This is a genomic window from Streptomyces sp. NPDC000878 (genome assembly GCF_053599695.1).
Genome location: NZ_JBSFMT010000041.1, coordinates 15,973 through 34,372, shown reverse-complemented (window position 1 = coordinate 34,372; position 18,400 = coordinate 15,973). Strand labels below are relative to the sequence as shown.

Annotated in this window: 13 protein-coding genes; 3 read left to right on the top strand and 10 right to left on the bottom strand. The window is 71.0% G+C overall.

The features are described 5' to 3' along the window. Positions 1-5: 5 nt before the first annotated feature. The 8 genes from ACWDR4_RS30270 to eccD form a co-directional block, all read right to left on the bottom strand. Complete coding sequence (locus ACWDR4_RS30270) at positions 6-347, bottom strand: hypothetical protein (protein WP_450413274.1); 342 nt, start codon at positions 345-347, stop codon at positions 6-8. 6 nt (positions 348-353) lie between these two features. After that, entirely contained in the window at positions 354-812 is a 459-nt protein-coding gene (locus tag ACWDR4_RS30265; protein WP_450413273.1) for a YbaB/EbfC family nucleoid-associated protein, read from the bottom strand. Between the two features lie 70 nt (positions 813-882). Further along, entirely contained in the window at positions 883-3,591 is a 2,709-nt protein-coding gene (locus ACWDR4_RS30260; protein ID WP_450413272.1) for an AAWKG family protein, read from the bottom strand. A 72-nt stretch (positions 3,592-3,663) separates the two neighbouring features. Next, positions 3,664-4,101 (bottom strand): type VII secretion system-associated protein, encoded by a 438-nt coding sequence (locus ACWDR4_RS30255; protein ID WP_450413271.1) that lies wholly within the window; start codon positions 4,099-4,101, stop codon positions 3,664-3,666. Between the two features lie 84 nt (positions 4,102-4,185). Continuing rightward, a complete protein-coding gene (locus tag ACWDR4_RS30250) occupies positions 4,186-4,509 on the bottom strand; it encodes a WXG100 family type VII secretion target (protein ID WP_450413270.1) in 324 nt (107 codons plus the stop codon). 53 nt (positions 4,510-4,562) lie between these two features. Then, complete coding sequence (locus tag ACWDR4_RS30245) at positions 4,563-4,901, bottom strand: hypothetical protein (protein ID WP_450413269.1); 339 nt, start codon at positions 4,899-4,901, stop codon at positions 4,563-4,565. Positions 4,902-5,026: 125 nt separating this feature from the next. Further along, complete coding sequence (gene eccB / locus ACWDR4_RS30240) at positions 5,027-6,685, bottom strand: type VII secretion protein EccB (RefSeq protein WP_450413268.1); 1,659 nt, start codon at positions 6,683-6,685, stop codon at positions 5,027-5,029. A gap of 488 nt (positions 6,686-7,173) precedes the next feature. Continuing rightward, on the bottom strand, positions 7,174-8,574 hold the full coding sequence (gene eccD / locus ACWDR4_RS30235; protein WP_450413267.1) for a type VII secretion integral membrane protein EccD: 1,401 nt from the start codon (positions 8,572-8,574) through the stop codon (positions 7,174-7,176). Between the two features lie 337 nt (positions 8,575-8,911). Between eccD and eccCa the strand changes: the two genes are divergently transcribed. The 3 genes from eccCa to ACWDR4_RS30220 all read left to right on the top strand — a co-directional run bounded on the left by eccCa (position 8,912) and on the right by ACWDR4_RS30220 (position 14,773). Continuing rightward, positions 8,912-12,841 carry a type VII secretion protein EccCa gene (gene eccCa, locus ACWDR4_RS30230; RefSeq protein ID WP_450413296.1) on the top strand — a complete coding sequence of 1,310 codons (3,930 nt, stop codon included), beginning with the start codon at positions 8,912-8,914 and terminating at the stop codon, positions 12,839-12,841. Positions 12,842-13,504: 663 nt separating this feature from the next. Continuing rightward, positions 13,505-14,116, top strand: coding sequence for a CGNR zinc finger domain-containing protein (locus ACWDR4_RS30225; RefSeq protein ID WP_450413266.1), 612 nt, complete (start codon positions 13,505-13,507; stop codon positions 14,114-14,116). A 159-nt stretch (positions 14,117-14,275) separates the two neighbouring features. Further along, positions 14,276-14,773, top strand: coding sequence for a hypothetical protein (locus ACWDR4_RS30220; protein ID WP_450413265.1), 498 nt, complete (start codon positions 14,276-14,278; stop codon positions 14,771-14,773). Between the two features lie 76 nt (positions 14,774-14,849). On the opposite strand, the gene ACWDR4_RS30215 is transcribed toward ACWDR4_RS30220, so the two are convergent. Then, complete coding sequence (locus ACWDR4_RS30215) at positions 14,850-16,826, bottom strand: N-acetylmuramoyl-L-alanine amidase (protein ID WP_450413264.1); 1,977 nt, start codon at positions 16,824-16,826, stop codon at positions 14,850-14,852. Between the two features lie 216 nt (positions 16,827-17,042). Continuing rightward, positions 17,043-18,188, bottom strand: a complete 1,146-nt coding sequence (locus ACWDR4_RS30210; RefSeq protein ID WP_450413263.1) for an aminoglycoside phosphotransferase family protein — start codon at positions 18,186-18,188, stop codon at positions 17,043-17,045. Positions 18,189-18,400 lie beyond the last annotated feature (212 nt).

The window sequence follows — 18,400 nt, the reverse complement described above, 5'->3', positions numbered from 1 at the left end:
CAGGGTCAGCGCCTTCCGTTGCGGTTCCCCGCGGAGTTGATGGAGTCGATGACGCCGTTCTGGGTGTTGCGGATGTTCTCCAGGTTGGACATGGTGCCGTCGGCGACGCTCACCACCGCCTCGACCAGGGAGGTCCCGGTGTCGACGGCCATCGTGCGCTCCTTCACCTCCTGCGGGATGACCTCCCGCGCGAAGCTGTCGTCCTTGCCCGGCCAGCCGTGGGTGTCGTTCACGGTGGTGGTGAAGTCGCGGAGCATCTCGTGGGCGAACGTGCCGATCGCGTTGATCTGCCGGACACCCGCCGCCAGCCGGTCCGGCTCGGCGTAGTACGCGTTTCCCTCAGCCATGTCAGATCAGTCCTCCGTGTCCTCGTTGATCTCGTCGCGCAGTCGGCTGGACGACGAACGGCCGTGCCCGCCCCCGGGTCCGTCGAGCACCCCGGGGCCGAAGATCTTCTGCCAGTCGATGTTCACCCCGGACAGTTCCGGCACCGCGTCGTTCGGGCGGGTGAACGGCTCGAAGGCGTCCATCACCCGGCGGGCCATCTCCCCGCGGGCCTCCTGGACCGCTTCCAGGACGCTGGCCGCGAGCTGGGTGGCGGACATCGTGCGGTACTTGCCGTCCAGGAACTTCAGCTCGGTCAGGTCGCCCTGCGCGCTGACGGTGACCTCCACCGAGCGGTCGGGGGAGCGCACGGTGGAGGTGGCGTCGGCGAGTTCGCGTTCCGCCCGCGCCACCTCCGTCTGGGTCGTCTCCAGGTCGGCCATGGCCTGGGCGAGCCGCTGCTCGATCGTCTCCCGCATGTCGCTCATGCCCGCGCCTCCTTCGTCGCTCGTCTCAAACCGCTCAGCATCCGCAGCACCCTCACCACGCCCAGCACGCTCACTTTCCGATCACGGCGGGCGCCCCGCCCTCGTCGGTGCCCCAGACGTCCTCGTCCTCCGGCTCGGCCATCCAGCTCTGGCGGTCACGGTCGCCGCTCTCGGTGGACCGGTTGCCCTGCCCGGCTGCTCCCGCTCCGGCCGCCACGTAGGCGGCGCCGGAACTCGTGGTCGTACCGCGGCCCCGGACGACGGTCACGTCCTCGTCCTCGGCGGCGGCGCTCTTGCGCCCTCCGGGCCGGCCGCCACGCCTGCCGTTGCCGCCGCCGGGCTCGGTGAGCACGTTGCGGACCCGCTCCGAGGGGCCGTTGCCGCCCCCACCGGCTCCGCCGCCGCCCATGCCTCCCATTCCGCCCATGCCGGGGAACAGCGGTGACCCGCCGGAACCCGCCGCGCCCGAGCTGTTCGCCGAGCCGTCCGTGGCCGCGCTGACCGGGGCGCCGAGGGCGCCGCCCGACAGCAGGTCGCCCGTGCTGTCCTCGCCGTCGTCGTAGTCGGCGTAGTTGCCGCTGTCGATGCCGTTGCCCAGCAGACTGCTGGAGGTGAGCCCGGAGGTGCCGTCGCCGAGGGACGAGCCGAGGTTGCTGGAGGAACCGACCAGGCCGTCGCCCAGGTTGCTCAGGCTGCCGAGGTCGCCCAGGGAACTGGTGCTGGTGGTCGGGGGAATGATGGTGGGGCTGGTCAGGTCGATGTCGCCCAGTCCGTCACCGAGGCCGCCGATGTTGCCGGTCTCGACCGACCCGTCGGGGTTGGTCGTCGTCAGCTGGCCGGTCTCCGGGTCGATGGTGGTGACGGTGCCGTCGGGGAACCTGGTGGTGAGCGTCCCGTCCGGGTTGAGGCTGGTGACACTGCCGTCGGGGTTGGTGTATCCGCCGGGGACGGTGAGGTCGCCGGTGGTGACCGTGCCGTCGGGGGCGGTCGTGGTGATGGTGCCGGTCTCGGGGTCCAGGAGCTGCGTGGTGCCGTCGGGGTAGCGGGTGGTCAGCGTGCCGTCGGGGTTCAGCGTGGTGGTGCTGCCGTCCGGGTTGGTGACCGTGGAGCCCTTGGTCGCGTCGTTGCCGTCGTCCGTACCACCGAGCCCGAGACCGAGGCCCAGACCTGTTCCGAGACCGGTGCCGAGACCGGTGCCGAGACCGTCACCGAGGCCGGTGCCCAGGTTGGAGCCGAGATTGCTGCCGAGCCCGTCTCCCAGGCCGTCCCCGAGCCCGAGTCCGTCGCCGAGGCCGTCGCCCAGGTTGGTGAGCCCGTCGCCCAGACCGTTCAGGCTGTCGCCCAGCCCGTCGCCCAGGCCGTTGAGACTGTCGCCCAGGTTGTCGCCGAGCCCGTTGAGGCTGTTGCCCAGGTTGTCGCCCAGATCGTTCAGGCCGTCCCCGAGCCCGTCCCCCAGGTTGTTCAGGTTGTCGCCGAGGTTGTTCAGCGAGTTGTTGAGGTTCTCCTGGTTCTGGTTCGCCTGGTCGGTGAGGATGTCGCGCTGGTCTTTGTCGTACTGGTCGGTGAGCGTGGAGGTGTTCTTCGTCTCCAGCTCCTCGAAGGCGTCCTCCAGCTCGCTCCACGTCGTCTTGAGGTTGGTGATCGCCAGGCTCGCCGCCGCGACGAGGACGTCCTGCACACGCTTGTTCCAGGCGGTGACGGCGGCGTCGGCGATCTTCTTCCAGGCGCCGGGGTAGTCCTTCAGGTTCCCGTAGACGGGGTGGTTCTGCTTGAAGTCGTCGTCCGTGCTGTAGTAGTAGCCCGCCGCCCCTTCCCCCGAGTACGAATGCACTGTGGTGTGCCTGATGTTGTTCTGCAGCACCCACACGGTGAGTTCGTCGAGAAGCTCCATCAGGATGCGGTGCGGGTCGTGCCGGCCGTCGCTGGCCCAGGTGTCCCACGCGTTGTTGAGGTTCTGGCCCTCGGTCAGCAGGGCCTTCTGGGCAGCGGCCAGCGCGTTGCTGAGCTTCGACTGCGGGGTGTGGCCGCCCTTGAAGGTCTGCGACGCGGTGAAGGTGGCGCCGCCGAGCTGGTCCACGTAGTCGTCGTAGTTCGTGCGCAGTTGGTGGACGAGCTGCCAGAACAGCCCCGCCGCCTGGCCCCGCCACGCGGCGTTCTCCTCACCGAGCGAGGTCTCCCACTGGGTCAGCGTCGTGGCGTGGTCCTTGAAGAACTTCATCGTCCGGTCGAAGGACTGCGCGGTGCGCTCGAAGGAGTTGGCGTCGACGGCCTCGGCGTTCAGCACGTCGTAGCCGTTGTACGAGAAGCCGCGAGTGGTCCCGTCGGCGAGCAGCTTCTGCAGCGCCGCCTTGGAACCGCTCGCGTACTGCGCGAACGGGCCGAAGTCCCACTCGTCACCCTGGGACCCGGTGAACTTGCCGCCGCCCGTCAGCTCGCCGGCGTCGAGCAGCCGGGCCCGGCCGTTGCCGTCCACCGGTACGCCGATGAAGACGATGGTCGCCTGGTAGAGGTTGGCGTAGTCGTGCTTGCCGTCACCGCCGGCGTCGACGAACGCCAGGTTGTAGTCCTCGCCCTCCTGCGCGTGCCAGCCGACCATGGCGGTGAAGTGCTGCTCGGTCAGGATGGGCACTTCGAGGTACTCGAGGCCGCCCCGGAACAGCGGAATGTGTTCCTTGCTGCTCAGGGTGTCGAAGAGGGTCTTCCGGCTGGGGACGGCGTACCCGGTGAGGAGGGTGACTGCCTGGCCCCAGTAGTCGTCGGGGTCGTGCTTGGCCGGCATGGCGGGGCTCCGCTGCGTGAGGTGGGTGGGGGGAGGAGGACGTACCGAGTGGGGCGGCGCGGGCCGCCCGGGTCAGTCGTCCTCGTCCCCGGCCAGGTCCTCGTCGATGTCCGACCAGATGTCCAGGAACTTCTCGCCGTTGATGCCTTCGAGCGTGGTGTCCTGGGTCTTGAGCAGGGTGGAGATGGTGGTCTCGAGGTTGTCGTCGATGTCGTCGAAGAGTTTGCCCTGGGCCTCGAGGACGGTGTCGATCGACGTCGCGGACGACAGGACCGAGGCCAGCAGCGTCTTGCCGTAGACGGCGTCGTCACCGGCCATCAGGCCGATGCCGAGCACGGCGTTCTCCCCGATGTAGTCGGGGGAGGTGATGCCCTTGACGACGCTGTGCAGCGAGCGCACGCCGTTGGAGTCGTCCTTCATGATGTTCTTGAGATCGGTGATGAACTCGGCCAGGTCGTGTTCCCTGAACGTCTTCAGCGACGCCGCGTCCAGCCGGGTCAGATCCGCCATGGCTTCCTCCTGCGGGGTTTGGGGGACGACGGTGGAACCGGACGGGCTCCGGCCCTACTGGCCGTCCGTCCGGTTCGTCCGGCGTCAGCGGCCTATCTGGACCTCGGACCACATCTGGGAGAGCGAGTTCTCGCTGTAGCGGTAGTTGTCGGAGATGTCCGTCAGCAGCGTGGAGTGCGAGGTGAGCAGCGTCTCCATGTTCTTCACCGCCGCGTCCCACGCCTGCTGCTTCTGGCGGTACATGTTGGCGTCCTCGCCGTACCAGGACTTGACCAGCTCGCCGAGTTCGGCCTCCAGCGACGCGAGGGTGTTCGCGATCGCCTTGGTCTGCTGGACCATGTCGTCGGCGGCGTTGTTCATGTGGTTGTAGTCGACGTAGATGTGACCGTCGGTCAGGTTGTCGGACATGAGAACCTCTCCTGAACTGGGGGGAATTCGGGCTTGGGCGGGTGACGGACCGGTCAGCCGGCGAGCTGGTCGAAGGCGGCCTGCGACTGCGTGTAGGCCGAGTTGATCGACTCGTTGGAGGAACCCTGGGTCTTGCCGTGCTGGCTGAGGCTCTGGTTGAGCTTGTCGACCATGTCCTCAAGACTGCGCAGGATGCTGTTGCACTGGTCGTCCCACTGCTTGAGCAGCGAGCCGAACTGGCCGCCGTCGCTGCCCTGGTAGCCACTGGAGAGCGTGGCGCGCGTCTGGTCCACGTCCTGCCGCGACTTCAGGATGCCGCTGAAGGCGGACTCCAGTGCCTGAATGCCGTTGCGGGTGGACTGTTCATTTGACTGCTGGCCGTTGCCTGCCATCGTTCCCTCCTCGGGATCGGATACTGCGTCAACTTCGGGCTACTGCTTCGACTTCAGGAGACTAGAGTTGCCCTTGAAATGGTTGCAACACGGCGCGACTCAGGGGTAGTTGGATCGGACACAGATCAACTCCTTTTACTTGAAAGCAACGTCCCGGCATTCTCCGAGGCGCCGGAAGCGCCGGATGAGCCTGAAGCTCCGGATGGGCCTGAAGCGCCGGAAGGTCCGGAAACGCTGGCAGCGCCCGGAACCCCGGCCGCCTCGGACGCTCCGCCGGTACGACCGCACACCGCCGCCACCGTCGAAGGGGCCGCCGCTCCGGTCGCCGCCTCCGGGCTCAGATCGGGCCCGGTCGGCAGCATCGCCAGCAGCGGCGAGGGCAGTTGGCGCGCGTCGGACTCCGCGTACCCGAGCGCGGCCAGGGCCGTCTTCGAGGGCACCCGGTACTTCACCCCGTCGTCGCCCACGAGGTAGGTCGCGGCGCCGACCGCACCGCCGCCCGCGCTCAGCGCCCGCACCAGCACCCCGTGGCCGGGCCGCACCACGACCGCGTCCACCGGCAGACAGGCCGCCGCCACCGGCTCGCCGCTCGCCTGGGTGACCGGGGCCAGCTCGCTCTCCCGCACCAGCAGGGAGCTGACCCGCACACCGTCCGCCCCGGGCTTCACCTGCGCGCACGCCGTCCAGCCGGCCGGCACCCGTACCGCGCGGGGCGGGGTGTCGGGCAGCCCGGAGGCCGAGGGATCGACGCCGGTGCTGCCCGGCGCCAGATGGTCCTTGAGCACGTCCGCGCCGATCGGCAGGGCCGCGGGCGATTCCCCGCCGTACGCCTTGGCCCGGATGTCCGGGTCGCCCAGCAGCAACGCGGCCCCGGTCGCGGTGACCGGGACGAGCCCCTCGCCGCGCAACAGGTAGTACTGCCCACCGGAGTCGTCGCCCGTCCCCGTGCCAGAGGAATCGCCCGGCACGGTGACCTGGAACACCTGGCCCACCTTGGTGGCCGTACCGCCCAGCGACGGCCCCGCCGACCCCAGCCCCGTCACCTGCGGCGGGGCCAGCGCGGCGCCCGGCACCAGTGCGTCCAGGAAGGCGGCGGAGACCGGACGCGGGGTCACCGAACTGTACCCCAGCGACAGCAGCGCACCGGACTCGGTGTCCAAGGGCAACCGGCTGCCCTGCCACACGAGATACGTCTTCTTGTCCGGCCCGCTCACCAGCACGGCCTCACCGACGCCGACCGGATCGCCCGCCACTGTGGCTCCGGCCACCAGGGCCGTCACGGCGCGCGTGGTGACCGTACCGTCGGCACTCGTGACGCTGCCCAGCGCCGAACAGACCTGCCAGGCACCGGACTCCAGGTCCCCCGTGCCGGGCACCGAGTCCGGCGCCCCCGCGATCCCCACCGCGGCGCCCACGGGCGTGCCGCGCAGCGAAGCGGTGGACACATCGGTGGTGGCCAGATCCGCGCCGCCGATGAGCAGCGCGGAGGAATAGTTGCGTACCGGCCGCAGCCGCCCGTCGAGATACAGATACCGGGCCCCCGTCTCCCGGTTGACGATCAGCGACTCGCCACTGCGCCAGGAATCATTCCCCCCGGGCGAGATCAGCCCGAACACCACCGCCCCCGCCGCGATCAGCACCGTGATCAGCAGCCCGGCCACCGCCCCCCGGGTGGTACGCCCGAGCGGGCTCTCCGGGGCATCCGGATCGGCGAGCAGCATGCCCGAGGTGAGCCGGCTCATGATGAAGGTGTGCGCCTGCACCTGATCGCGCTTGGACTGCATGTACCGCGGGTCCTTCCAGTAGACCGGGGGTGGCGGGTCGGCCGCCGGGGCCGGTGACTCTCTGCCGGGGTGCCTATGACGGTCGGGTCGCCCGTCCGGTCAGGGCCAGTACCCAAGCCGTACGTCCGCCCCGGCCGGGGCCGGCGCACGAGCCGCCCCGGACCGCTTCGACCGACCCGGCGGGGGAGCCGTACGGCTGTCCTCCCCGGCCCGACATTCAGGTCGCCCTGCCGACGGCCAAGCCGTACACCGGCCCTGCCGGGGCCGACGACCAAGCGGCATGCCTGTCCAGCCCGACCGGTCGACCAAGCCACACGACCTGCCCACCCGACACGGGAAGGTCGCCTGCACCGCCCGCACCGGCCGAACTGCCCGCACCGCCCGCGCTCCTGGCGCCGCAGTCGGTACGGCCCACGCGAGCTGCCCTGCCCTTACCAGCCGTACTACCCGCACCGCCTGCCCTCCCCGCACCACCCACCCCACCCGTCTCAGCCCATGAGCGAGCGCAACGCGGCGAACACGCCCAGCACCCACAGGGTCAGAGGGAGCAGGGCCATCGCCAGGAGGGAGTGCAGGAGTTCCGCCGCCCGGCCCCAGTACGGCAGCATCCGCCGCCCCGGTACCGTCCACGACGCGACGGCCAGGACGGTGGCCAGCGCCAGCAGTCCCACCACGAGCAGCGGCCGGTCCGCCGGTGCCGTGTCCACGGCCAGTGCGAGCACCAGCAGGGCCACACCGAGCGCGCCCGGCAGTACGAGGGCCAGCCGCTGCCACACGTTGACCATCCCCCGGCCGTGCAGCAGCAGAAGCAGCGCCAGCACCACGGCCGTCAGGGTCTCCGGCAGACTCGGATTCCTGGTCAGCGGTACCAGACAGCCCGCGCACAGGACGCCGGTCGCCGCGTACAGGCCGGTCATCCAGCCGCTCGCGAGTTCCGTACGGGTGGCCACGTCCCGCCCGTTGTAGGGCTCGATGCCCTCCTGGAGCTGCTGCGCGTTCGTCGGCAGCGCCGGCATCCGCATCCCGGCCAGCTTGAACGACAGGGAGGGCACGAACCCGCCCAGCAGCACCGTCAGCGCGGCCACCGCCGCCGCCGCGCCGTCCACCGAGAGGTCGAGGACGCTCATCAGAGCGCCCGCCAACGCCCCGGCCACGGCCACCAGCGCCGACGCCACGAACAGAGGCGTACGTACGGCTGCCAGGGCCAGCGCCAGCACGGCGCCGCCCGCTCCGGCCGCCGCGGCGGCGAGCAGCCGGGCGCCGAGCACCTGGTGGGCGTCCGGACCGGCGATCTCCCCGCCCGGTATCAGCCAGCCCGCCAGCGCCAGATAGGGCGCCGCCATGAAACCGAGGGTCGCGCCCGCCGCCGCGTCACCGACCGCACGGCTGGCCGAGGCCGCACCGGCGAGCAGCAGCAGCCCGGCCACACCCGCGGTGCCGATCCGGACCGAGGCCGGGCCGCCGGGCCAGGCCAGCACCAGCAGACCGAGCGTCAGCGCGGCCACCGTCATGCCGAGCAACAGCCGGCGCCCGGCCGCCGGGTTCCAGCCGTGCAGCCGGTCCCGGGTGACATTGGCGATGCCGTCCACCAGATCGTCGAGCCGTACTTCGGGCAACGCCTCGGTGTGCGGGCGGAGATACACCACCTCGCCGTCCTTGAGGTCGAGCGCCTCCAGGGTGCTCTCCTCGTCCAGCGGGGCGCCGCCCATGCGTTGCAGGACCCAGCCGTCGTGCTCCAGGCCGCTCTCCTCGATCTCCTCCCCGGCGTAACGCAGCACGGTGGGCAGCAGATCGGCCACGGGCACGTCTGCGGGCACCGCCAGATCGATGGTCCTGGCCGGGGCCCGTACCGTGAGGCGGCACAGGCCCGCAACGGAGCTGTCGGTCATCGTGGGGCTCACGTCTCCAAAAGATCTCGGGCGGCGAACGCGCTCTCGTTCAGTGCACGTTCCGGTTCATGTTCCGGTTCACACACGTTCGTGTTCGCGTTCCGGTTCACGCACATTCGTGTTCGCGTCCGCTTGGACGTACGAGTTGCTGGCAGGCAGACTACTGACCGCCGATCGAACGGAATTATGGGTCCCGTTTCAGTGGCGTGTCACAAGTGCCCGCTGCCGCGCCCCTGTTGACCGATTTGCGACCGGGTGGCTATTCATCCCCTGTGAAGGAGCATGTGCGTTGAGCGTGGTTCTGTTCCGCAGGCCGGCCCGCCGCCGGGGCCCGGACATGCCCGAGGGCGAGCTGACTCTCCAGGAACCACCGACGCTGCCCGAGGTCGTCGCGGACAGTTCGGCGGTCTGGACGTATCTGCCGATGGCCATGATGTCGGTGTCGATGATGCTGATGTTCATCCGGCCCGGCGGCGGCAACGGCGCGTTCATGTACATCGCCCTCGGCATGATGGTGCTGGCCTCCGCCGCCATGATGGTCGGCCAGGTGATGCGCAAGGCGGGCGAACGCAAGGAACGCCTGCGCGGTGAGCGGCGCGACTATCTGCGCTATCTCACCCAGACCCGCCGCAAGGTCCACCGGGCCGTCGTGGAACAGCAGTTGGCGCTGGCCTGGCGCCACCCCGACCCCAAGGTGCTGCGCACGATGGTGCGGACCACCCGCCTGTGGGAGCGGCGCGTCAAGGACGAGGACTTCGGCGAGGTGCGGATAGCCGTCGGCGACCAGCAGTTCGCCATGCGGCTGAACCCCCTCTCCACCAAGCCGGTTGAGGACCTGGAACCGCTCAGCGCCCACGCCCTGCGCCGCTTCGTCCGCGCCTACAGCACGGTGCCAGAGCAGCCCATCGCCCTCTACCTCCGCTCCTGGTCCCGCGTCCTGACCCGCGGCGACGACGCCGCCGTACGCGCCATGGTCCGGGCCGCGCTGTGCCAACTCGCCCTGTTCCACCCGCCGGAGGAGCTGTGGGTGGCGCTGTGCGTGTCCGACGAACGGCGCGCGGAGTGGGAGTGGGTGAAGTGGCTGCCGCACAACCTGCACCCCCAGGAGCAGGACGGCGCGGGCCCCGCCCGGATGGTCGCCACCGCCTTCAACGACCTGGAGGACCTGCTCGGCGCCGAGTTCACCGAGCGCCCGGTCTTCGACCCCGAAGCGGCGCCCGGCCGCGACGAGCCGTTCACGGTGATCGTCGTCGACGGCGTCACCGTGCCGGCCGGCCACCGCCTGGACGGCCCCGGCTTCCGCAACACCATCGTCCTCGACCTGTCCGGCGCCCTCACCTGGCGCCCCGGCCGCACCACCCTGCGCCTGGACGTGACACCGGCCGCGGTACGCCTCGTACGCACCGACCGCACCCGCAAGGAACAGACCACCCTGCTCGGGCGCCCCGACCGGGTCGGCCCGGCCGTCGCCGAGTCACTGGCCCGGCTGATCGCCCCGTACCGGATGGGCCTGACCGCCGACTCCGCCGAACCCCTTGCCGCAGACGTCCAGTTGACCACCCTGCTCGGTATCCCCGACCTCTATCGGCACGACCCGGCGACCCTCTGGCGCAAGCACACCGGCGCCGCCCGGCTGCGCGTACCGGTCGCGATCGGCGCCGACGGCGCGCCCGTCGAACTCGACATCAAGGAGTCCGCGCAGGGCGGCATGGGCCCGCACGGCATGCTGATCGGCGCCACCGGCTCCGGCAAGAGCGAACTGCTGCGCACCCTCGTCCTGGGCCTCGCCCTCACCAACTCCTCCGAGACCCTCAACTTCATCCTGGTCGACTTCAAGGGCGGCGCGACCTTCCTCGGCCTGGACGAACTCCCGCACACCTCCGCAGTGATCACCAACCTCGCCGACGAAGTAGCCCTGGTGGACCGTATGCAGGACGCCCTGCACGGCGAACTGATCCGCCGCCAGGAGCTGTTGCGAGCGGCGGGCAACTACTCCTCGGCCCTGGAGTACGAGAAGGCAAGAGCCGCGGGAACCCCGCTCGCCCCCCTCCCCAGCCTCTTCGTGGTCGTCGACGAGTTCAGTGAACTCCTCGCCGCGCACCGCGAGTTCATGGACCTGTTCGTGATGATCGGCCGCCTGGGCCGTTCCCTCGGCGTCCACCTCCTCCTGGCCTCCCAGCGCCTGGACGAGGGCCGTATGCACCAGCTGGAGAGCCACCTGTCCTACCGAGTGGGCCTGCGCACCTTCTCCGCGATGGAGAGCCGGGGTGTCCTGGGCGTCCCCGACGCCTACCAGCTCCCCTCCCAGCCCGGCGCCGGCTTCCTCAAGAGCGGCGTAGAGGCACTGACCCGCTTCCGGGCGGCGTACGTCTCCGGCCCGTACCGGCACCGGCGCGGCGCCGTCGTACAGGCCCGCGTCGCTAGCCAGGTCGTGCCCTGGTCGGCGGGCTGGGTGGTGCCGCGCACCCCGGCCGCCGTACCCGACCCGCGGCAGGAGGAGGAGACGGAGTCCACCGACAGCCTCCTGACCGTCGCCCTGGACCGCCTGCGCGGCCACGGCCCGACGGCCCACCAGGTCTGGCTACCGCCACTGAGCACACCCCCCGCCCTGGACGCCCTGCTCCCGGGCCTGACCCCCACGCCCGACCGAGGCCTGTCCGCCACCGGCTGGCCAGGCACAGGACGCCTACGCGTACCGGTAGGCCTGGTCGACAAACCCTTCGACCAGCGCCGCGACCCCCTGGTGGTGGACCTGTCGGCGGGCGGCGGCCACGTGGCGATCGCCGGCGGCTCCCAGAGCGGCAAGTCCACAGTCCTGCGCACCCTGATAACGTCCCTCGCCCTCACCCACACTCCCACCGAAGTCCAGTTCTACTGCCTGGACTTCGGCGGCGGCACGCTCTCCTCCCTGGCGGGCCTGCCGCACGTCGGCGGGGTCGCGGCCCGGCTGGACAGCGAACGCATCAGCCGTACGGTGGCCGAGGTCACCGGCGTGCTCAACCAGCGCGAGCAGTTCTTCCTCGACAACGGCATCGACTCCATGGCCACCTACCGACGGCGCCGCGCGGCCGGGGAGTTCGCCGACCAGACCCACGGCGACGTCTTCCTGGTCGTAGACGGCTGGGCCCAGGTCAAACAGAACTTCGACAACCTGCTCCCCACCTTCAACCAACTGGCCACCGGCGGCCTGAACTACGGCATCCACCTCATAGTCACCACCACCCGCTGGGTGGAACTCTCGGCACAGATTCGCGACCAGAGCGCCACACGCCTGGAGCTGCGGCTCGGCGACACGATGGACTCCGTGGTGGACGTCCGCAAGGCGGCCACCGTGCCCCGCACCCCGGGCCGAGGCCTCACAGCCGGCGACAAACTCCACTTCCTGACCGCACTCCCGCGCATCGACGGCAGCGACAACGCGGAGGACCTCGCGGAAGGCGTGACGGCCCTGGTCGAGAAGATCGCGGAGGCCTGGACGGGCCCGCCCGCGCCGCCGGTACGCATGCTCCCGCACCGCCTGCCGTCCTCGGCACTGCCGGCCCCGGAACTGACCGACGGCCTGCGCCTGCCCCTCGGCCAGGACGAGGAGAAGTTGTCGACGGTCTGGCACGACTTCAGCCGGACCCCGCACCTGGTCGCAGTCGGCGACACGGAAAGCGGCAAGACGAACCTGCTACGCCTCGCAGCCCAGGCGATCACGGCCCGCTACACGGCGGCGGAGGCCCGCATCCTGGTGGTCGACTACCGCCGCGACTTGGTGGACGCGGTACCGGCCGAATACCAGTTGGGCCACGCAGTCTCGGTGGACGCTTTGAAGGAACTGGTGGGCGGCTCGGCCCGCGCCCTGAAAACCCGCCTCCCCGGCCCGGACATCACCCCGGCCCGCATGCGCCTGGCCGACTGGTGGAACGGCCCCCGCCTGTTCGTCCTGGTCGACGACTACGACATGGTGGTCGGCAGCAACAACTACGACCACCCCTTCACCCCACTCTTCGACCACCTGGCCCTGGGCCACGAACTCGGCCTCCACGTGATCGCGGTCCGCTCGGCGACGGGAGCGGGCCGAGGCCTGAACGACCAGCTCCTGCGCCGCCTGGACGAGGTCAACACCCCGGGCGTCCTGCTGTCCTGCCCCCCGAGCGAGGGCTACGTCTTCGGCAACACCAAGCCCCGGAACCTCCCCCCGGGCAGGGCCCAGTACGTGGTACGCCGCAAGGCGACACTGATCCAGACAGCACTGGTGGAGGGGGCGAGCGAGCCAACCTGAGGCCGGGTTGTTGTCGCCCCCGCCGCCCTTACCCGTTCCCATCCCTCGGGGGCTGCGCCCCCGAACCCCCGCTCCGGCCCTGAACGGGCCTTGTCCTCAAACGCCGGACGGGCTGAGTGGGGGTACGGGCCAGTGCTGAAAGATCAAGCACCGGCCGGCGTCCGAGGACAACCGTGCCCAGCCCACCCAATTCCCCGCCCGCCTACCCGCCGCCGCTTCCGCAGTACAGGCGGTGTCTCTTCGGCACCGGCCGGGGCTGGTTTTTCAGCCTGTCCGGCGTTTGAGGACAAGCGCGTTCAGCGCGAGCCTCTTTCCCACCCACCCGCCGAACCCCACCCACTCAGCCCGTCCGGCGTTTGAGGACGAGGCCGTTCAGGCCGATAGGGGGGTCTGGGGGCGCAGCCCCCAGGGATGGGACGGGTAGGGGCGGCGGGGGCGAAAAACACCCCCTACGACGCCCCCCCCCCCCCCCCCCCCCCCCCCCCCCCCCCCCCCCCCCCCCCCCCCCCACCAACAACCCCCCCCCCCCCCCCCCCCCACGCCGGGGGGGGGGGGGGGGGGGGGGGGCCCCCCCCCCCCCCCGGAACGGGATGGGAAGGGTAGGGGCGGCGGGGGCGAGGAAACTTCGCGCTAATGGGTGTGGCGGGGCTTAGCATTAGCTCCATGCGGGACCTGATCCAGAGTGATCTCACCAGCGACGCGCGGCTCGCCCTCGACCTCGCCCTCACCGTCCGCCACGACGGCGACGGCGGAGTCGCCGACGACCTCACCGACCCCACCGGCCTCACCACCTGGGTGCGCGCCCACCACGACACCCTGCCGGACACCGACGGCTTCGTCGCCGACGAGGCCGCGCTGACCGCCGTACGAGAACTGCGTGCCGCTGTCCGGACCCTGTTCGCCCGCGCGGTGCGGCCCGGGGCACCGAGCCCGGCGGACGCGGCGCGGCTGCTGCCCCTGCCCGAGGCGCTGCGGCGGCTCAACGTGGCCGCCGCCCGCACCCCCACCGTTCCGGTGCTCGACTGGGCCGACGACGCCGAACCCGTCGTACGCCACCAGGGCGTACGAGGCGAGGGGGAGGTCGTGGCCGTGCTCGCGCAGGCCGCCGTCGCCTTTCTCGCCGGCCCGGACCGGGCACGGCTGCGGGCCTGCCACGCACCGCGCTGTGTGCGCTACTTCCTCAAGGAGCATCCGCGCCAGGAGTGGTGCAGGCCGGCCTGCGGGAACCGGGCCAGGGTGGCTCGTCACCACGAGCGGCACAAGCAGGCTGGTTGACCTGAGCTGATGAACTCGGTGTGGTGCAGCGCGCCCCTAAGGGGCGCGGGGAACTGCGCGACCAGCCCCCACCGGCCGGTGGCAAACGAAGAGCCTGTCCCGCGGAGCGTCTGGTGCCCGAGGGACATGGAGGTCCGGCGGGGCACGTACCATTGCTGTATGTCGTTCCTCCGCCGCCGCAGTGCCACTCCCGCCGGCCCCGACTTCGATGTTCTGGCCATGGATCCGGGTGACTGGCCCGGCAATCTGGGCGCGGGCCTGCTGCCCGCGCCCGACGGCAGCTGCCAGGGCGTTTTCCTGCGCTACGACCTGTTCGGCGGCCGTGGTCCCGCGATGGTCATCGGCAATCTGCCGGAGGGCTCCCCGGCCCGTGACGTCGCCGAGGACGAGGTCCCGTTCGAGGTGGCCCAGTTGCTGCTGGCCCTGGAGAACGAGGAGGAGGTCACCGTCGTCGGCACCGAGGACGTCCCGGTGATGCAGGGCGACAACCTCCTGATCGTGCGCCGTCTCAAGCTCTCCGAGAGCCGGATCGCCTGCGTGCAGTTCGACCGCAGCGACAACGTCCTGGTGACCATCGCGGCATGGGATCGTCCGATCACAGACGATCTGTACGCGCTGCTGAAGCCGCTGCCGGCGGAGCTTTTTCAGACCAGCTAGACGTTGTGGGTACGCGCGGGTCCGTCGTGGCTGGTCGCGCAGTTCCCCGCGCCCCAAAGGGGCGCGGGGCCCTCGGCTAAGCCGTTAGCCGTACGTCCGCCGCCCTCACGAACGCCACCCGGTGGCCGTACTGGATCTCGTAGTACTGGTCTTTGCCCACCACGACCCGGTGCGCGGACGTGTCGAAGGTGACCGCGTAGTAGTACTCGCCCGGCACCTTGTCCCCGGCCACGTACTTCTGGCCCGCGGGCAGTTTGTACGGCAGCGGCGAGACCGTCTGGGCCGGGACGCCCGCCGGATAGGCCGAGGCCTCCGGGTACGCCCTTCCGTACACAGGGATCTCCGTCAGCCCTTCCCTCGGTGTGACGACCGCTGCGGTCGCGCTCACCGCCGTCGGGTTCGTGGCCGGGTTCTGGAACCAGGCCTTCTGGCCGAGGTACCAGATCGCCGTCCAGCCGCCCCTGCGCTCCGCGACGGCGTACTGCTGGCCGGTGGAGGCGCGCGACCCGACGTCGTTGACGCCGGTCGACGAGGTGCCGTCGCCCGAGGGGTGCGTCCCGATGTCCTTGATCAGCGCCGACGTGGTGTCCGGCTGCGAGTACAGGCGTACTTCGCTCGACCCGTGGGCCGCGCACGCCTGGCCCGCCGTGACACAGCCCGTGTACACCGGCCGGTTCGACGCGTAGTCCGGCCGGATCGTCACCACACCGCTGTCGCCGCCCCGGCGGGCCGTGGGCTCGAAGGGGCGGCCCAGCAGTGTGAAGTAGTGCTGCCAGTCCCAGTACGGGCCCGGGTCGGTGTGCATCCCGGAGACCGTCGAGGTGGTCGGACCCGGCACGTTGTCATGGCCGAGGATGTGCTGCCGGTCCAGCGGGATGCCGTACTCGGCCGCCAGATACCGCACCAGCCGGGCCGACGCCCGGTACATCGCCTCCGTGTACCAGGCGTCCGGGCTCGCGAGGAACCCCTCGTGCTCAAGACCGATCGACTTGGCGTTGACGTACCAGTTGCCCGCGTGCCAGGCCACGTCCTTCGCCTTCACATGCTGCGCGATGTGCCCGTCCGTCGAGCGCAGCGTGTAGTTCCAGGACACATAGGTCGGGTCCTGGACCATGGCCAGTACGCCGTCCCAGGCGTCCTCGGTGTCATGGACGACGATGTACCGGATGCTCTGAGAGGCGGGGCGGTTGCCCAGGTCGTGGTTGCCGTAGTCGCCGTCGCCGAACTCCTCGTAGGGCGCCGGAATCCACTCGCAGGACACCGTCACCGGACACTCGGTGCCCTCGGCGGACACCGTCCGCAGCCCGGTCCGCTTCAACTGGGCGGTTTCGGGGGCCACTTCGGGGCGCGCGGCGAGAGCGACCCGCTGTCCCGCGTCGGTCGTGCGCCGCTCGCCGGTGCGCAGGACGTCGTACACGTCATCGGCGTACGCCGCCGCAGTCGCGGTGTCGTCGGCGCCGGAGAAGCGGGCCACCGCGCCGTACCAGTCCGCCGGGTCGGCGCTCAGCGGCTCGGCCAGGTCCCGCTGGGCGGCTGCCAGCAGGGCTGCGCCGCCGGCGACATTCGCCGACGGGTCGGTACGGAGCTGCTCGGCGGGCAGCCCGGTCAGCTCGGCCGCCTTCGTCAACGTCCTGAGCCGGGGCGGGAGTTCGGCCTGTGTCGGCACCTCCGTGGTGGGGTGCAGGGCCGGACGGGCACTGTCGCCGCGCGCGTCCTCCGTGCCCTCGCTGTGGTGCGGGGCGTCGGCGAGGGCGGTCCGGGCGTCGGTGAGGTGCATCGGGCCGTAGCCGCCGGTGACGCTGGGCGCCCCGGCGTGCGTGTCCCAGCGGGACTGGAGGTAGGAGACGGCGAGCAGGACGCTCTGCGGTACGTGGTACTGCTCGGACGCCGCGGCGAAGGCGCGCTGCAGCCCGGTGGCCGGGGCGCCGCTGTCGGCCGGGGCCGCGCCGAGCAGCGGCAGCAGCAGCGCCGCCGAGGCGAGCGCACCTGCGGTTCTGCGCAGGCGTCTGCGTCCGGGATCGGTGGGATACGTGGGGTCGGCGGATCCTCGCAAGGCGGCCTCCTGGGACGGGCGGTCGTGGGGGTGCGTACGGGGCCGAAACGTATGTCAGTGCTATCGGCTGCCCGACGATCCGTCAATGATGCCCAGAGGCCGGAGAGTTCCCATGTCAATCAGGGTGCGGGCGGCGTTTCGCGACGTCCCGCGGCCAGGCATGACGAAGGCCCGCGATGCGCCGCTGTCCAGGCGCATCGCGGGCCACGTCCCCCGTCAGCGAGTGCCGACCGCCGCGCGCACGGCCCGTCGGGCCAGTTGGCAGTCGTCGTGCAGCCGCCTCAGCAGCAGCCGCTGTTCCTCGCCGGACGGCGCAGCACCCGGCCCGGCCGGACCCGGTGCCGCCGGGGTCGTCTCGTGCATCGAACGCTGCACGGCCAGCTCGTACGTACGGATCTCGCGCGTCAGTACCAGCATCAGGTTCACCAGGAAGGCGTCCCGTGCCGCCGGTCCCGTCGACTGCGCGAGCTGACTGATCTGCCGCCTGGCCACCGGCGCGTCACCGAGGACCGCCCACAGCGTCGCCAGGTCGTACCCCGGCAGATACCAGCCCGCGTGCTCCCAGTCCACCAGCACTGGACCGGCCGGTGAGAGGAGGATGTTGGACAGGAGTGCGTCGCCGTGGCAGAACTGGCCCATGCCCTGGCGGCCCGCCGAGTGCGCGATGCCGTGCACCAGCTTCTGCAGATCGCCCATGTCCCGGTCGGTGAGCAGACCCAGCTCGTGATACCGGGAGATACGGGCCGCGTAGTCCAGCGGGGCGTCGAACGTGCCCGCCGGCGGGCGCCAGGCGTTGAGCCGGCAGATCGCGCTCAGCGCCGCCCTGATGTCCGCACGCGGCGGTGCCTCGACCGGATGCCGCTGCAGGGCCGCGACCCGGCCCGGCATCCGCTCGATGACCAGCGTGCAGTTGTCCGGGTCCGCCGCGATCAGCCGGGGCACCCGCACCGGCGGGCGGTGCCGGACGAACGAGCGGTAAGCGGCTATTTCGTGCCGGATCCGCTCGGCCCACGCGGGAGACTGGTCCAGTAAACACTTGGCGACGGCCGTGCTCCGCCCTGTCGTCCCGACCAGGAGCACCGAGCGTCCGCTGCGGCGCAGCACCTGCACCGGGGCGAACTCCGGGCAGATCCGGTGCACCGACGCGATCGCCGTGCGCAGCTGGGCGCCCTGTGCGCCGGACAGGTCGAGTCTCCCGCTGAGCGGCTGCGTACCGATCCCCGGCAGCCGTCGTGCCCGGCCGGCACCGGCACCCAGTACAGGGGCCGCCGGACGCGCGGGGTCGAGGTAGGGGCCGCTGCCACCCGGGCGGGGGTGCAGCAGCCGGGGAGGGGCGGACACGGAGGACGATGCTGCGTACATGGGAGAAACAGATCCCTTCGTGTGCCTGCGTCGGTCGTGCGCTGCCCGGCCCGGCCGCTCCGGTACACCCTGGGGAGTGTTCCTCGGCGACCGGGTCGGGGTGGCGCTTTCCTACCTGACACCCGGTGACCAGTGGCACACCATCTGGCGAACCCTGGCGAACCCTGGCGAATAGTCGCTCAGCAACTGACAGACGGTTACTGTCAACTCAG